We start from the raw sequence: 14,201 nt of genomic DNA, 5'->3' as shown, positions 1-14,201 counted from the left end.
CCGCCGCCAGGCGTTGCCAGGGCGGCGGTCGTGACGGCAACTTTTGTGTTGTGATGTTATGCGATGCCACTGCAGGGCCTTGCGGGGCGGGGTCTGGCGCAGCCCGAGGGTTCATGGGGCGCCGCGGCCGACGTGGCGGCGCAACGCCTCCAGCGCCTCGGTGCCGGCGCGGAACAGGGCCAGCGGCAGCTCGTGGCTGCCGATGGCGGGCAGGGTTGTGGCCGCGGCGGGCACGGTGAAGCCGGGGTCGTGGCGCACATGGCAGCGCATGAGGCGCAGGCCGGCGCGCGCCATGCGCGCGGCGATGGCGCCGACCTGGGCACGCAAGGGCGCAACGCTGGCGGCATCCGCCACGGTCAGCGTGAGGCCGACCTGCACGTCCAGCACGTCCAGCACCAGGCCGACCTGGCCCAAGGGCGCCAGCGCCACCGACAGGCACAGGCGCGTGGCCGCGCGGCGGCGGGCGCGGCGGTTGGGGCCGCCGGTCCAGCGCCGCTGCTCCAGCCACAGCGTGAGCGGCCAGCCATGCCAGGGCAGCACGCGCAGCAGCAGGGCGGCCTCGCCCGCGTTCGGCGTGGCCGGCATGTCGGCACCGGACACGCTGGAGTGCGCGGGTGCCAGCGTGGCCGCCTGTTGCAGCGCGGCCAGCGTGCGCTGGCGCCAATGGGCGGCCAGCGCCATGGTGTCGTTGGCGGCCGCGGACAGGCGCAGGATGGCGGCCTGGTCGGGACGCAGGGCAGGCGGCTCGGCATCCCAGCCCTCGTGCAGACCGGCGGCCGCGCTGCCATCGGGCGCCAGCACGCCGAGCACGCGCACTTCCAGGGGCGGGCCGGCGCGCAGCACCTGCACCAGCATCGTCTGGCCTTCGCGCCACTGCGGCAATCCGTCGCCTCCGCCGAGACGGTAGACCTGTCCATGCTCTCCGCGTGCGAGCTTCTCGCCCGCAGCACCGGAACCGAGCACCAGGCGCAGCGTCAGCGCCGGGTCGGGCGGGGCGCGTTCCTGCGGGCCGGACACGGCGGCACGCACCACGGCGGCGCGGCTGGCGGCGGAGACCGGCTCCAGGCTCATGGATGGGACGGGTGGGTGCGTTCGGGCATGAAAAAGCCAACCGGATCGCGGTTGGCTTCAGGGGAGGGTGCGGCCGCTTATTGCAGCAGCGACAGTGCCAGCTGCGACATGCTGTTGGACTGCTTCAGCATGGAGGTGCCGGCCTGCATCAGCATCTGCTTGGTGGTCATGTTGGCCGACTCGGAGGCGTAGTCGACGTCCATGATGCGGCCGCGGGCGGCCTCGGTGTTGATGCTCATGTTGGACAAGTTGTTGTAGACATGGTCCAGGCGATTGGAGGCGGCGCCGAGGCTGGCGCGGAGGGCGCCGACGTCGTCCAGCAGGTCCGCCAGTTCGGTGATCTTGCCGTTGGCGGCGGTACCGTCCGTGCCGGCGATCTCGGTGCCCGGCGTACCGGCGGTGACACCGGCAGTGAAGGAGGCGACCAGACTGTCCAGTGCGGTGTTCAAGTCGCCAGCCGCGGTGCTGATGTCCAGGTCCATGGTTTCGTCGGCCGTGGTACCGATCTGGAACGTCATGGCCGCGCCGAACTTGCCATCAGGGGTCGTCGCCTTGCCGAACAGCTTCTCGCCGGCGAACGTCGTGTTCTCCATGATGTTGCCCAGCTCTTCGCCCAGCTGGTCGAACTCTGCCTGCATGGCATCGCGGTCGGCTTCCGAGGCGGAGGCGGTTGCAGCTTCCGTTGCCAGATCCTTCATGCGCTGCAGGATGTTGGTCACTTCGTTGAACGCGCCTTCCGCCGTCTGCATCATGGAGATGCCGTTCTGGGCGTTGCGCTGGGCCACGGCCATGCCGCGCGTCTGCGCGTTCAGGCGGGTGGCGATCTGCAGGCCGGCGGCGTCGTCCATGGCGGAATTGACGCGGTAGCCGGTGGACAGGCGGGTCAGCGAGGTCGACAGCGCCTTGTTGGTCGCGTTCAGCGCGTTCTGACCGGACAGGGATGCTGCGTTGGTGTGCAGGCTCAGCATGGTGGTTTACTCCTTGCGGTTGATGGGGTACAGGCCACTGTTGCGCCCGTACCTGCACAAGGCGGTCAGCCGCACAAAAAAACTAAATCGAGTTTTTTGGACTGCCCGCACCGGGCGTGAAATCCGTCACGGAAAGGGCCAGGCGGCGGTCCACTGTGCCAGGCGCTCGGCCGGGCTGCCGGCGGCCTCGGGCAGGCCCAGCATGCGGGCGGCCGCCTGCAGCGCGGCCGCCGGATCGGCCAGGTCCAGGGCCTGGGCGCCGTTCTGCTTGGACAGCTTCTCGCCATTGGCGCCCAGCACCAGCGGGGTGTGCAGGTAGCGCGGCGTGGGCAGTCCCAGCGCGCGCTGCAGCAGCAGCTGGCGCGGCGTGTTGTCGGCCAGGTCTTCGCCGCGCACCACGTCGGTGATGCCCTGGTCGGCGTCGTCCACCACCACGGCGAGCTGGTAGGCCCACAGTCCGTCGGCGCGGCGCAGCACGAAGTCGCCCACGGCCTGCTCCACGTCCTGCTGCTGCGGGCCGAGCCGGCGGTCCGTCCAGTCCACGGGCCCAGCCTGGTCGGTGCGCAGACGCCAGGCGCGGGCGGGCCGGCCGTGCAGGCCGTGTCGGCAGGTGCCCGGATAGATGAGTTCGCCATGGCGCCGGGCCGGCTGCGCCAGGGCGATCTCGCTGCGCGAGCAGGCGCAGGGGTAGGCGTGGCCGGCGGCCACGAGCCGGTCGAGCGCAGCCTCGTAGAGCGCGCCGCGGCGCGATTGCCAGACGGGCTCCTCGTCGGGCAGCAGCTGGCAGGCGGCCAGCTGCGACAGGATCAGCGCATCCAGGCCGGGCGGGCAACGCGGCGCGTCCACGTCCTCGATGCGCACCAGCCAGCGGCCCGCGTGGGCGCGGGCATCGAGCCAGCTGGCCAGCGCGGCGACCAGGGATCCGGCGTGCAGCGGCCCGGTGGGCGAGGGCGCGAAGCGGCCGGTATAACTCACGCCATCCGCAGCGCCAGCTCCAGGCCCGAGACGAAGGCGTCCTCCACGCGGTGGCCCAGGCACCAGTCGCCGGCCACGCCGATGCGCAGGGCCTCGTCCCAGACGTGGCTCTCGCCCAGCGGCACCAGGGTCTGGGCCTGGTGCCACAGGTGGGCCGTGGCGAAGGCCGGCTCGGCGCGGATGCCGGTGACTTCGGCGAAAGCGCGCAGCAGCTTGGCCTGCACGCGTGCCGGCTCGTCCTGCAGGTGCTCGGCCGACCAGGCGGTGGAGGCCTGCACGGTCCAGCGCTCGATGGCGCCGCGGCCCGGCTTGGAGTTCTCGCGCGCCAGCCAGGCGATGCGGTGGTGCGTGCTGCGCGCCGCGTTCCACTGCGGGCCCAGGTGCGGCAGGCCGGCCTGCTGGGCCTGCGGGAAGGCCAGCAGCAGCGTCCAGCACGGGCCCACGCTCACGCCGGCGATGCGCTGCTGCAGCGCGGGTGCCAGGCCGCTGGCGCGCAACAGCTGCAGCGCCTGGGTGCTGGGAACGGCCAGCACCACGGCGTCGAAGCCTCCGAACACGCGCTGCGCGTCCGGCGTGCCGAGCATGCCTTCGGTGGCGAGCTGCCATTGGTCCGGCTGCAGACGGTCGGGCGCGATGCCGGTCACGCGTGTGCCGCATTCGATGGGGGCGAGCGGGGCGGCCCAGTGCGCCGGCAGCGCCTGCATGCCGGGCGTGGGCACCCAGTGCCGCTCGCCCGTGGGCAGCGCGGCGGCGGCCACACGGCCGTAGGGATCGAGCACATGCACCGTGTTGGCGCTCCAGGGCTTGCACAGGGGCTTGGCGGTCTGTTCCAGCGCCTGGGCGAAGCGGCCGTCGCGCACCGTGAAGTACTGGGCGCCGTGGTCGAAGCCGCCGAACGCGGTGTCGGCCGTGGCCATGCGACCGCCGGCGAGGGCGTTGGCTTCGAACACCTGCACGCCGTGGCCGGCCTGGGCCAGTGTGCGGGCACAGGCGATGCCGGCCATGCCGGCGCCGATGACGGCGATGCGCCGCGCAGGCGCGGCAGATGTCGTGGATCTTGTGGGCCGGGTGCGCATGTTCATGGCCTGACTCTACACGGTGGGCAGCGGCCGCCGCGCAGGCGGCACACCCGCATCAACCCGCATGCGGTGCATTGAGCAGGGCCGCGCGCGTGGCCGGGCTTTCCAGCTGCTGCAGCCACCATTGCACGGCGCGGCCCAGGCCCAGGCCGCTGGAGGGGGCATGCCAGGCGTAGCCCACGTCGACCACGCGCTCGGGTTGCTGCACGCGGCGCGCCACGAGGCGGCCGGTTTCGATGTAGGGGCGGGCCAGGTTCTCGGGCAGGAAGCCGCAGCCCAGGCCGCGCAGCTGGGCCTCGAGCTTGGCGCGCATGGTGGGCACGGTCAGCACGTCCTGCCCGCCCAGGAGGCCCAGCGTGACGTTGGCGCGCTGGGCCGAATCAGCCACGGCCACGGCGCGGTGCTGCTGCACCAGCGCGTCGGGCAGCGGTTCGTCGGCCTGCGCCAGCGGGTGGTGCGGGGCCATGGCGTAGACGAAGCGCATCTTGCCCAGCGGTCGGACCTGCAGGTCGCGGATCGCGCCGCCCTGGGTCACGACGCCGATGGCCAGGTCGGCCTGGCCGGTGACGAGGGCCTCCAGCGTGCCGGACAGCACTTCCTCGCGGATCTTCAGCCGCGTGGGCGGCGCGATGGCGTAGAAGGCCTCGCACAGGTCCAGCACGGTGGTGCGCGAGATCACGCTGTCCACGGCCAGCGTGAGCTGCGGCTCCCAGCCCGTGGCCACGCGGCGCACGCGGTTGGCCACGGCGTCGATCTCGTGCAGCAGGCGCTGGCCCTCGCGCATGAGCTCGGCGCCGGCCTCGGTCAGCCGGGCCTGGCGCGAGCTGCGGTCGAACAGCAGCACGTCCAGCGCGTCCTCGATCTGGCGCACGCGGTAGGTCAGCGCGCTGGGCACGAGGCCCAGCACACGCGCGGCCGCGGCGAAGCTGCCGGAGCTGGAGATGGCCTGCAGCATGGCCAGGGCGTCGGGTGTCAGCACGTCGCGCGGGCTGGGGGTCTGGCTGGGCATGGGCGATTCAGTTGGTTTGAACGATGACGCGAATTCACGTGCATTGTCTTTGAATGGACGCCACCTAAAGTTCTGTCCATGCGCCGCTCGTGGCGCACGTCGAAGAACCGAAGGAGTCCACCATGCTGACACTGCGCAAATCCGCCGACCGGGGCCATGCCGACCACGGCTGGCTCAAGTCCCACCACAGCTTCTCGTTCGCGGGCTACTACGACCCGGCGCACATGGGCTGGGGCAACCTGCGCGTGATCAACGAAGACCGCGTCGCCCCGGGCAAGGGCTTCGGCACGCACGGCCACCGCGACATGGAGATCATCAGCTATGTGCTGCAGGGCAACCTCGCGCACAAGGACACGCTGGGCAACGTCAAGGGCATCCCGCCCGGCGACGTGCAGCGCATGAGCGCCGGCACCGGCGTGATGCACAGCGAGTTCAACCACGCGCCGGACCAGACCACGCACTTCCTGCAGATCTGGATCGAGCCCGCGAAGAACGGCATCGCGCCGAGCTACGAGCAAAAGCACTTCGATGCCGCCGACAAGCGGGGCCGGCTGCGGCTGGTGGCCTCGCCCGATGGGGCCGACGGCTCGGTCACGGTGCATGCCGATGCGGCGCTGTACGCCGGCCTGTTCGACGGCGCCGAGGCGGCCACGCTGGCGCTGGACCCGGCCCGCAAGGGCTACGTGCACCTGGTGCGCGGCGAGTTGACCGTCAACGGCCAGCGCCTGTCCGGCGGCGATGCGGCGCTGCTGGCCGGTGAGTCGCAGGTGCGCCTGACCGACGGCAAGGATGCCGAGGTGCTGGTGTTCGACCTGGCGGCCTGATACTGCGCGGGCCCGCGCGCCGTGGGGTGCGCGGGCCGTCTTCCCGACCCATTGCCAAGGAGTACGCCATGAGCACCCATCCCATCCCCCCGAGCCCGGCGCAGGACGCGCTGGCCCTGATCGGCCGCATCCTGATCGCGGTGCTGTTCATCCCGGCCGGCTTCGGCAAGCTGACCGGCTTTGCCGGCACCGTGGGCTACATCGGCTCGGCCGGGCTGCCGCTGCCGCAGCTGGGTGCGGCGCTGGCCATCGTGGTCGAGCTGGGCCTGGGGCTGGCGCTACTGGTCGGCTTCAAGACGCGGCTCGCTGCGGCGGTGCTGGCGGTGTTCACGCTGGCGGCCTCGTTCTTCTTCCACAACTACTGGGCGCTGCCGGCCGACAAGGCCATGGTGCAGCAGCTCATGTTCATGAAGAACGTGGCGATCACGGGTGGCCTGCTGGCGTTCGTGGCCTTCGGTGCCGGGCGCTTCAGCGTGGACCGGCGCTGACTACACTGGCGCGATCCACGATCCAGGGAGCGACCACATGGCCATCGAACTGCTGCTGAACGGACACGACAAGGACCTCGGAGGCGGCTTCACCGTGCGCCGTCTGTTGCCGGCGGCCAAGCGCCAGGCCGTCGGCCCCTTCCTGTTCTTCGACCACTTCGGCCCGGCCGAGCAGCGGCCCGAGGACAACCACGATGTGCGGCCGCATCCGCACATCGGCCTGGCCACCGTGACCTACCTGTTCGAAGGCGCGATCTTCCACCGCGACAGCCTGGGCTCGGAGCAGGAGATCCAGCCCGGCGCCATCAACTGGATGACGGCCGGCCGCGGCATCGCGCATTCCGAGCGCCGGCCCGCGCGGCTCGCGCAGCAGTCCTATGTCAACCACGGGCTGCAGCTGTGGGCGGCGCTGCCGGAGGAGCACGAGCGCACCGAGCCCCGCTTCGAGCACACGCCGGCCGCGAGCATCCCGGCGCTGGAGGTGGACGGCGTGCAGGTGCGCGTGCTGATCGGCCATGCCTTCGGCAAGGTCTCGCCGGTGACCACCTTCTCCGAGACCGTGTACCTGGACGTGTCGCTCAAGGGCGGCACCAGCTTCGTGCTGCCGCCGCTGGCGCCCGAGCTCGCGGTCTATGCCGTCGACCATGCGCTGACCGTGGACGGCGAGGCCGTGGCGCCGCGCCAGCTGGCGGTGCTGCGGCCCGGTGCGGGCGTGGCCATCCACAGCACGGCGCCCGCGCGCGTGGCCGTGATCGGCGGCGCGCCGCTGGGCCACCGCCACATGTGGTGGAACTTCGTCGCCAGCCGCAAGGAGAGCATCGTGCAGGCCGCCGACGACTGGGAGGCCGGCCGTTTCGGCCGCGTGCCGGGCGAGACCGAGTTCATCCCCTTGCCCGAGCGCCGCTTCACGGCCTGAAGGAGACCGGCGCGGCGGCGCGCCATCAGAGCTGCAGCACGCCCTGGACGTGGCTGCGCGTCGCACCGCCGACCCAGACCTGGCCGGCCGCATCGCGGCCCAGGTGGATGCGGCCCTGGCGGCCCAGCCGCGTGCCCTGCGCCGCGACATAGTCGTGCTGCACCACGCCGCTGGCGAACAGCCACTGCGCCAGCGACGCGTTGAGGCTGCCCGTCACGGGGTCTTCGACGATGGCGCCAAGGTGGTCGGAGAAGAAGGCGCGCACCTCGAAAGCCGCGTCCGCGCCGGCGGGGTGCGGGCCGACCACGCCGACATCGATGCGCTCGGGCCAGCGCCGCGCCGGTTCCAGCGCCAGCACCTGCTCGGCCGAGGCCAGCCGGATGCCCAGCCAGCCGGGCCCGTTGTCGATCCAGGCCGCATCGAGCACCTCGGCGGCGCCGATGCCGAGCATGCGCAGCGCCGCGTCGAGCGCAGCCGGCGCCGGCGCGCCGCTGCGCAGCAGCGGCGGGGCGGCGAACGCGAGCCGCCCCTGGTCGCGCCGGACGGGGACCAGGCCCGCGCCGCACTGCTGGACGACCGTTGCATCGCCAGCCGGCGCGCCATGCGCGGCGAGCCAGGCGTGGCAGCTGCCCAGCGTGGGATGGCCGGCGAAGGGCATCTCGCGGTCCAGCGTGAAGATCCTGACCCGGTAGTGCGCCTGCGGATGCGTGGGCGCCAGCAGGAAGGCGGTCTCGGAGAGGTTGAACCAGCGCGTGAGGCGTTGCATGTCATCCGTGCCGAGGGCATCGGCGCCGGTGACGACGGCCAGCGGATTGCCCGACAGCGGGCCGGTGCCGAACACGTCCACGAAATGGATGGCCTGCGTCATGTGGGTCCTTCCTTGGTGGAGGAGGGTGGTGGCCCCGGAGCCGGCGCCTCAGCGGCGCCCGAACAGCAGCTGCAGCCCGGCGAGTGCGAACACCGCCGAGAGCGTGCCTTCGATCCAGCGTCGCCACCGCGCGTGCAGGGCGACCACGGCGGCCGTCGAGAAGGCGATGGCGTAGCCGCCGAAGACCAGGACACCGAGGCACAGGCAGCCGCCCACGATGGCCGGCAAGCCGCCTGCGGGCGCATCCGCCTGGACGCCCAAGGAGATGATCGCGGTCCAGGACAGGATCGCCTTGGGGTTGCCGATGTGCATGAGCATGCCCTGGCGGTAGAGCGCGCCGTCGCGTGGCGGCCTGCGGTCCGCGTGCGGCGCCGGCATGCCGCAGGCCGGGCCCATGGCCGAACGGCCCGCGCGCCAGGCCAGGTAGAGCAGATAGACGCCGCCGGCCATCTTGACGAGCCAAAGCGCCTGGGCATGCGCGGCCAGCACTGCGGACACGCCGGTTGCCGCGAGGACGGCCCAGAACAGGGAGCCGCTGACCACGCCGGCCGCCAGCGCCAGCGCGGGACGGCGGCCGTCGCGCATCGCCGTGCCCGCGATGGCCATGTTGCTCGGCCCCGGGCTGGCAGTGGCGAGGAGGTAGGTGGCGTAGACGAGTGCGGTCTGGCTGACGGCCATGCGGTTGAACTCCATCGGGTCGCGGTACGCCAGCGTCTGGGCAGGATCGCCGCTCGCGGGCACGGGCGCCAACGATACTGCCAGAAGCGCGCAGGCGGGCCATCGTGGACATCTGCCGTCAGGCAGGCGCACGGATCATCGAAGACGGTGTCCATGCGAGCGCCGGCGCTCGGCGCCCGGCGCCCGGAACGGGGGACCGTCAGTCCTCGACGAAGGCTTCCTCGCGCTTGGCCTTGACCGAGGGCAGCAGCACCACGACCAGCAGCAGCGCCGCCAGCGCCAGCAGCGTGGCCGACAGCGGCCGCGTGACCAGCACGCTCCAGTCGCCCCGCGAGAGCAGCAGCGCGCGGCGCAGGTTCTCTTCCATCATGGGCCCCAGGATCAGCCCCAGCAGCAGCGGCGCCGGTTCGCAGGCCAGCTTGTGGAACAAATAGCCCACCACGCCGAAGATGGCGACCATCCAGATCTCGAAGCTGTTGTTGTTCTCCGAGTACACGCCGACCGCGCAGAACAGCACGATGGACGGGAACAGCCACTTGTAGGGCACCGAGAGCAGCTTGATCCAGACGCCGATCAGCGGCAGGTTCAGGATGATCAGCATCAGGTTGCCGATCCACATCGAGGCGATCAGGCCCCAGAACAGCTCGGGGTTGCTGGTCATGACCTGCGGGCCGGGCTGGATGTTGTGGATGGTCATCGCGCCCACCATCAGCGCCATCACGGCGTTGGGCGGGATGCCCAGCGTCAGCAGCGGGATGAAGGAGGTTTGCGCGCCGGCGTTGTTGGCCGACTCGGGGCCGGCCACGCCGCGGATGTTGCCCTGGCCGAACGGCACCTCGCCCGGCTTGAGCTTGGTGCGCTTCTCGATGGTGTAGGACGCGAAGGCCGACAGCAGCGCGCCGCCGCCCGGCAGGATGCCCAGGGCCGAGCCCAGCGCCGTGCCGCGCAGCACGGCAGGCGTCATCTGCTTGAAGTCGTCCTTGGTCGGCATCAGGCCCTTGACCTTGGCCGTGAAGACCTCGCGCTCGCTGGAGGGTACGGCCAGGTTGGCGATGATCTCGCCGTAGCCGAACACGCCCATGGCGATGGCGATGAAGCTGATGCCGTCGGTCATCTCAGGGATGTCGAAGCTGTAGCGCGCCACGCCCGAGTTGACGTCGGTGCCGACCAGGCCGAAGGCCAGGCCCAGCAGGATCATGGCGATGGCCTTGAGCAGCGAGCCCGAGGCCAGCACCACGGCGCCGATCAGGCCCAGCACCATCAGCGAGAAGTACTCGGCCGGGCCGAACTTGAAGGCGATCTCGGTCAGCGGCGGCGCGAAGCCGGCCAGGATCAGCGTGCCCACGCAGCCCGCGAAGAACGAGCCCAGACCCGCCGCGGCCAGCGCCGGTCCGGCCCGGCCTTTGCGCGCCATCTGGTAGCCGTCGATGACGGTCACCACCGAGGATGCCTCGCCGGGCAGGTTGACCAGGATGGCCGTGGTGGACCCCCCGTACTGCGCACCGTAGTAGATGCCGGCCAGCATGATCAGCGCCGCCACCGGGGGCAGGGCGTAGGTGGCGGGCAGCAGCATGGCGATGGTGGCCACCGGCCCGATGCCGGGCAGCACGCCGATCAGCGTGCCCAGCAGACAGCCCACGAAGGCGTAGGCCAGGTTCTGCAGCGTGAAGGCGACGCCGAAGCCGGTCGCCAGGTTGTCGATCAGATCCATGTCAGTGATTGATTGCGCTGCGTGCAGCTTGGAACGATGGAAGCGACGGCACGCGACAAGCGGTGCCGAAGGCCGCGGAGCAGGCCATGCCAGCGGACGCCGCGGAACTGGCTTTGCCAGGCCGCAGGCGGCGCCCCCTGGGGGGATGGACGGCCACACGGAGTGAGGCCGTCAAACGGGGGTGGTTCATGTCACGCGAGGAAGGTGGGCCAGATCTGGAAGTTCAGCTTCAGCGCGAGTTCGAACGCGATGTAGCTGCCGATCGCCAGCACGGTGGCCAGGATGGCCACGCTCCTGGCGTTGAACTGGTCGCCGGCCAGGCTGGCGATGAAGGTCAGCACGTAGATGGCGACGATCAGGCCCATGGCCGGAATGCCCAGCGAGGGCAGGCCGGCCAGCAGCACGCCGAAGGCCAGGTTGGCGCCGATGATGAACACCAGCGGCCGCCAGGCCACCTTGCCGATCGGGTCGCCGTCCGGCCCGCCGTGGCGTGTCGCGTTGAACATGATCAGCGACCCGAGGATGGCGATCAGCACGCCCACCAGCAGCGGGAAGTACCCCGGGCCCATGCGGGCCGAGTCGCCCACCGTGTAGTTGGTCGCGCCCCAGGCGAACGCGACGCCGAACGCGCTGAACATCGCGCCGGCATAAAAGTCTCTCTGGCTCTTGATTCCCAAAACTGCCTCCTTCTGGTGGGGAACGGCGCCATGGCGGCGCGCGGGGCGATGCTAGGAACGCCGCCGGCGCCCGTGCATGACCAGAAGATGAACGTTTGGTTAGGTGGGCGCCGCGGTCAGCTGAGCGCCAGGGTCAGCCGTGCGCGCAGGCCCGGCGCGGCGTCCTCGAACCGCAGCTCGGCGCGGTGCAGCTGGGCGATGGCGCGCACGCTGGCCAGGCCCAGGCCAGTGCCGGGCAGGCGTTCGTCGAGGCGGAAGAAGCGCTGGCCCAGCCGCGCCAGTGCCGCGTCCGGTACGCCGGGGCCGTTGTCGCGCACCGCGAGTTCGACCTGGCCGTCCCGTGTGCGCACCGACACGTCGACGCGCGCGCCGGGCGTGCCCGCCGTGTACTTGAGCGCGTTGTCCACCAGGTTGGCAATGGCGCTGGCCAGCAGGTCGCGGTCGCCCAGCACCTGGCCCGGCCCGTCGCCCGCGAGCTGCAGCTGGCAGCCCTGGTCTTCCGCGACGGCGGCGTAGAGCTCGACCACGTCGGCTGCGATGGCGCGCAGCGACTGCGGCGTGAACTGCTGGCGTTGCGACCCGGCCTCGGCCTCGGCGATCTGCAGCAGCTTGTGGAACACGGTGTTGAGCTGCTCGAGTTCGACGATGGCACCGGCGCAGGCGTCTTGCAGGGCCGCAGGCGGGGTGCCCGGGCGCTGCGCCGCATGCAGGCGCGCCAGCGCGCGCGTGAGCGGCGTGCGCAGGTTGTGGGCGATGGTGTCGGAGACGTGGCGCACACCCTGCATCAGGTGTTCGATGCGGTCCAGCATGCGGTTGATGTCGTGCTCCAGCAGCGCGAACTCGTCGTCGCGGGCGGCGGGTTGCACGCGCTCGGCCAGGCGGCCGGCCGCGACCCGCGCCGCGGTGGCGCGCAAGGCCCCGATGCGCTGCTCCAGCACGTCGCGGAACAGGTAGGTGCCGCCCACGACCAGCAGCAGCGCGAGAAAGGTGGCGGCCTGGATCGCATCGCCCACGAGTTCGGCCATCTGCAACTGCTCGCTGCGGTCGTGGCCGACCACCAGGCGCGAGCCGTCGGGCAGCTTGCGCGTGGTCAGGTAGCCGGGGGAGGGGTGGCCGCTGCGCAGCAGGGTCTGCTCCTCGATGTCGTCGCCCGAGGCCGGCGGGTCGGCATAGCGGGTGCTGCCGGCCAGGCGGTGGCCATCGGCGTCCAGCAGCACCAGCAGTTCACGGTCGGAATCCTGGCCGTCGCCCAGGGATTCTTCGATGGCCTGCACCAGGGCTTCGCGGCCGCCCTGCTCGAAGCGCGCCTGCAGCTGCTGCGTGGTGGTGGCGATCTGGCGCAGCGTGCGCTGCTCCAGCAGCACCACGGTGCGGACGTAGAACACCGCCAGCGTGATGAGCACGACCAGCATGCTCATGCCGGCGAAGCCCAGCGCGAGCCGGAAGGCCGCGGAATGGCGCCAGGGCCACAGGCCGCGGCTCATGGGCCGGGGCTGGCCGACAGCAGATAGCCGGCGCCGCGCACGGTGTGGATCAGCGGCTGACCGAAGCCATGGTCGATCTTCTTGCGCAGGCGGTTGATGTGCACGTCGATGACGTTGGTCTGGGGATCGAACTGGTAGTCCCACACCGACTCGAGCAGCATGGTGCGCGTGAGCACCTGGCCGGCGTTGGACACCAGGAAGGCGAGCAATCGGAACTCGCGCGGCTGCAGCGCGATGGGCTGGCCGCCGCGCTCGACGCCGCGCGTCATGAGGTCGATGCGCAGGTCGGCCACCTGCAGGTGCCGCACCTCGGGCGCGCTGCCGGATCGGCGCACCAACGCTTCGAGCCGGGCGGCGAGCTCGGAGAAGGCGAAGGGCTTGGTCAGATAGTCGTCGCCGCCGGCCTTGAGGCCGCGGATGCGCTCGTCCACGGCCGACAGTGCGCTGAGCACCAGCACGGGCGTCTTCTTGCCGAGCCGGCGCAGCGTGGCGAGGATGGCCAGGCCGTCCACGTCGCCGGGCAGCATGCGGTCGAGCACGACCACGTCCCAGTGTTCTTCCACCGCGCGGGCCAGCCCGGTCACGCCGTCGCGGCAGTGCACGACGGCATGGCCCAGCTCACGCAGGCCGGTGGCGACGTAGCGGGCGTGTTCGGGCTCGTCCTCGATGACCAGGCAGCGCCACATCAGGCGGCGGCCGAGGGCTTGGCCTGCAGCGCGCTGTCCACGGCGCGCCGCTCGTCGAAGACGAAGCAAGCGCCGCGGTAATGCTTGCCGTCGGTCTCTTCGAAGTACTTGAGGATGCCGCCTTCAAGCTGGTAGACGTGCTTGAGGCCTGCGGCGCGCATGAGCATGGCGGCCTTCTCGCAGCGGATGCCGCCCGTGCAGTAGCTCACCACGGTCTTGCCTTCGAGCTCGGCCTGGTGCGCGGCCAGCGCGGCCGGGAACTCGCTGAACTTGGCGATGCGCCAGTCGATCGCGTTCTCGAACGCGCCGCAGTCCACCTCGAAGGCGTTGCGCGTGTCCAGCGTGACGACCGGGCGGCCCTCGTCGTCGTGGCCCGCATCGAGCCAGCGGCGCACGGTGGTGGCCGGCACGGCCGGCGCGCGGCCGCCATCGGCGCTGAAGTCGGGGCGGATCTGCGGCTGGTCCATGCGGATGATCTCGCGCTTGACCTTGACCAGCATCTTGCGAAAGGGCTGGGCCTCGGACCAGCTTTCCTTGGGTGCGATGTCGGCGAAGCGCGCGTCCGCATGCAGCAGCGCCACGAAGGCGCGCACGTCGGCCTCAGGGCCGGCCACGAACAGGTTGATGCCTTCCTCGGCCAGCAGCACGGTGCCCTTCAGGCCGCGCGCGGTGGCACAGGCCAGCAGCCGCTCGCGCAGTTCGGCAGCATCGGGCAGGGGAACGAATTTGTAGGCGGAGATGTTCAGGATCGCAGGCACGGGCGCGAT

General features: G+C 71.3%; 15 protein-coding genes. 3 read left to right on the top strand and 12 right to left on the bottom strand.

Going from position 1 to position 14,201, the window contains the following annotated elements; all coding sequences use genetic code 11:
* Positions 1 to 111 precede the first annotated feature (111 nt).
* From IE209_RS16565 to IE209_RS16550, 5 genes are all read right to left on the bottom strand, one after another.
* Positions 112 to 1,071, bottom strand: a complete 960-nt coding sequence (locus IE209_RS16565; RefSeq protein ID WP_189688052.1) for a hypothetical protein — start codon at positions 1,069 to 1,071, stop codon at positions 112 to 114.
* Between the two features lie 77 nt (positions 1,072 to 1,148).
* The gene (locus IE209_RS16560; RefSeq protein WP_189688051.1) at positions 1,149 to 2,039 is read right to left on the bottom strand and encodes a flagellin N-terminal helical domain-containing protein; all 891 of its coding nucleotides are present in this window, start codon (positions 2,037 to 2,039) and stop codon (positions 1,149 to 1,151) included.
* A gap of 126 nt (positions 2,040 to 2,165) precedes the next feature.
* Entirely contained in the window at positions 2,166 to 3,014 is an 849-nt protein-coding gene (gene gluQRS / locus IE209_RS33890; protein WP_229882893.1) for a tRNA glutamyl-Q(34) synthetase GluQRS, read from the bottom strand.
* The gene (locus tag IE209_RS33885) at positions 3,011 to 4,090 is read right to left on the bottom strand and encodes an NAD(P)/FAD-dependent oxidoreductase (RefSeq protein ID WP_229882904.1); all 1,080 of its coding nucleotides are present in this window, start codon (positions 4,088 to 4,090) and stop codon (positions 3,011 to 3,013) included. The genes gluQRS and IE209_RS33885 overlap by 4 nt, the downstream gene beginning before the upstream one ends.
* 58 nt (positions 4,091 to 4,148) lie before the next feature.
* Positions 4,149 to 5,102 (bottom strand): LysR family transcriptional regulator, encoded by a 954-nt coding sequence (locus IE209_RS16550; RefSeq protein ID WP_189688049.1) that lies wholly within the window; start codon positions 5,100 to 5,102, stop codon positions 4,149 to 4,151.
* 122 nt (positions 5,103 to 5,224) lie between these two features.
* On the opposite strand from IE209_RS16550, the gene IE209_RS16545 reads away from it, so the two are divergent.
* The 3 genes from IE209_RS16545 (at position 5,225) to IE209_RS16535 (ending at position 7,330) form a co-directional block, all read left to right on the top strand.
* Positions 5,225 to 5,926, top strand: coding sequence for a pirin family protein (locus IE209_RS16545; RefSeq protein WP_189688048.1), 702 nt, complete (start codon positions 5,225 to 5,227; stop codon positions 5,924 to 5,926).
* 68 nt (positions 5,927 to 5,994) lie between these two features.
* Positions 5,995 to 6,414 carry a DoxX family protein gene (locus tag IE209_RS16540; protein ID WP_189688047.1) on the top strand — a complete coding sequence of 140 codons (420 nt, stop codon included), beginning with the start codon at positions 5,995 to 5,997 and terminating at the stop codon, positions 6,412 to 6,414.
* A gap of 37 nt (positions 6,415 to 6,451) precedes the next feature.
* Complete coding sequence (locus IE209_RS16535) at positions 6,452 to 7,330, top strand: pirin family protein (protein ID WP_189688046.1); 879 nt, start codon at positions 6,452 to 6,454, stop codon at positions 7,328 to 7,330.
* A 25-nt stretch (positions 7,331 to 7,355) separates the two neighbouring features.
* Here IE209_RS16535 and IE209_RS16530 read toward each other — a convergent pair whose 3' ends face one another.
* The 7 genes from IE209_RS16530 to IE209_RS16500 form a co-directional block, all read right to left on the bottom strand.
* Positions 7,356 to 8,198 carry a PhzF family phenazine biosynthesis protein gene (locus IE209_RS16530; RefSeq protein WP_189688045.1) on the bottom strand — a complete coding sequence of 281 codons (843 nt, stop codon included), beginning with the start codon at positions 8,196 to 8,198 and terminating at the stop codon, positions 7,356 to 7,358.
* Between the two features lie 48 nt (positions 8,199 to 8,246).
* Positions 8,247 to 8,876: a LysE family translocator gene (locus IE209_RS16525; RefSeq protein WP_189688084.1), complete on the bottom strand. Its 630-nt coding sequence runs from the start codon at positions 8,874 to 8,876 to the stop codon at positions 8,247 to 8,249.
* Between the two features lie 199 nt (positions 8,877 to 9,075).
* Positions 9,076 to 10,587, bottom strand: coding sequence for a tripartite tricarboxylate transporter permease (locus tag IE209_RS16520; protein WP_189688044.1), 1,512 nt, complete (start codon positions 10,585 to 10,587; stop codon positions 9,076 to 9,078).
* Positions 10,588 to 10,778: 191 nt separating this feature from the next.
* Positions 10,779 to 11,264, bottom strand: coding sequence for a tripartite tricarboxylate transporter TctB family protein (locus tag IE209_RS16515; RefSeq protein ID WP_189688043.1), 486 nt, complete (start codon positions 11,262 to 11,264; stop codon positions 10,779 to 10,781).
* A gap of 116 nt (positions 11,265 to 11,380) precedes the next feature.
* On the bottom strand, positions 11,381 to 12,748 hold the full coding sequence (locus IE209_RS16510; RefSeq protein WP_189688042.1) for a sensor histidine kinase: 1,368 nt from the start codon (positions 12,746 to 12,748) through the stop codon (positions 11,381 to 11,383).
* Positions 12,745 to 13,434 carry a response regulator transcription factor gene (locus tag IE209_RS16505; protein WP_189688041.1) on the bottom strand — a complete coding sequence of 230 codons (690 nt, stop codon included), beginning with the start codon at positions 13,432 to 13,434 and terminating at the stop codon, positions 12,745 to 12,747. The genes IE209_RS16510 and IE209_RS16505 overlap by 4 nt, the downstream gene beginning before the upstream one ends.
* On the bottom strand, positions 13,434 to 14,192 hold the full coding sequence (locus IE209_RS16500) for a sulfurtransferase (protein WP_189688040.1): 759 nt from the start codon (positions 14,190 to 14,192) through the stop codon (positions 13,434 to 13,436). The genes IE209_RS16505 and IE209_RS16500 overlap by 1 nt, the downstream gene beginning before the upstream one ends.
* Positions 14,193 to 14,201: the final 9 nt, after the last annotated feature.

The organism is Pseudorhodoferax aquiterrae, assembly GCF_014652235.1.
GTDB classification, from domain to species: Bacteria; Pseudomonadota; Gammaproteobacteria; order Burkholderiales; family Burkholderiaceae_C; genus Pseudorhodoferax; species Pseudorhodoferax aquiterrae.
Note: the sequence above shows the minus strand (reverse complement) of the source record. Positions and strands in the feature narration are given on the sequence as shown.